We start from the raw sequence: 836 nt of genomic DNA on the forward strand, positions 1-836 counted from the left end.
GTTGTTAAGTCGGGATTTACTCAACACCTTCCTAAGTTAAGCAATATTAAACTCACTCAGCAGTTTATGTTTCTGGGTGCAGTACTCTTAATGTTGAGTGCTTTGGTCGTGAATACCTTGGCTCAGCAATATGATCAAATAGAGTTCTCTAAACAGGAGCTCGTCGGCGTCGAATATATTCGACCGATGAGACAGCTACTCCAGTTTATTCCACAACACCGTGGTATGACTAACGCTTATCTGAATGGTGACGCTTCTTTTGAACCCAAAATATTGTCTGTAAGGCAAAAGATAAACGATTTGTTTGATGAGGCTAAAGAAGTTGACGCCAGATTAGGAGAAAAGTTACAAGCTTCTAGCAAGTTCAAAGCGATTCAAAGGAAGTGGGACAGTTTGAAGGGAATAGCATTTAGCCTTGAGGCTAAAGCCAGTTTTTCTCGCCACTCTGACCTTATTAGTGATGTGCTAAACCTGATAATTCACGCTGGCGATACCTCGAACCTAATACTTGATCCTGAGTTAGGCAGTTTCTATAGCATGGACTTGGTGGTCAACAAGATTCCAGCCCTGGTCGAAAATATGGGCCAGGCTAGAGGCTTGGGCTCAGGTGTCATTGCTAATCAGGAAATTGGGCAGGCCCAACTAAATCGATTGACTGAATTGAAAGTCGGTGTTGATGTCAATTACAAAGGTCTGCTAACTTCTTATAACTCTGGTGCTAGTGCGGAGCAAAGAGTTAAACAGAGGCTAGGCTCACTTGCGGCTGATGTTGAGCGTATTATTGGTGGATTTATTTCTTCTGTCGACCACATTAGACAAGGTGACCTGGCGATATC

At 43.1% G+C, this 836-nt stretch carries 1 protein-coding gene; it reads left to right on the forward strand.

Annotation, left to right across the window (positions count from 1 at the left end; genetic code table 11):
* The coding region (locus A3756_RS12640) for a nitrate- and nitrite sensing domain-containing protein (protein ID WP_197481294.1) at window positions 1-836 on the forward strand (836 nt) is incomplete at both ends.

The sequence above is a fragment of the Oleiphilus sp. HI0086 genome, from assembly GCF_001635225.1.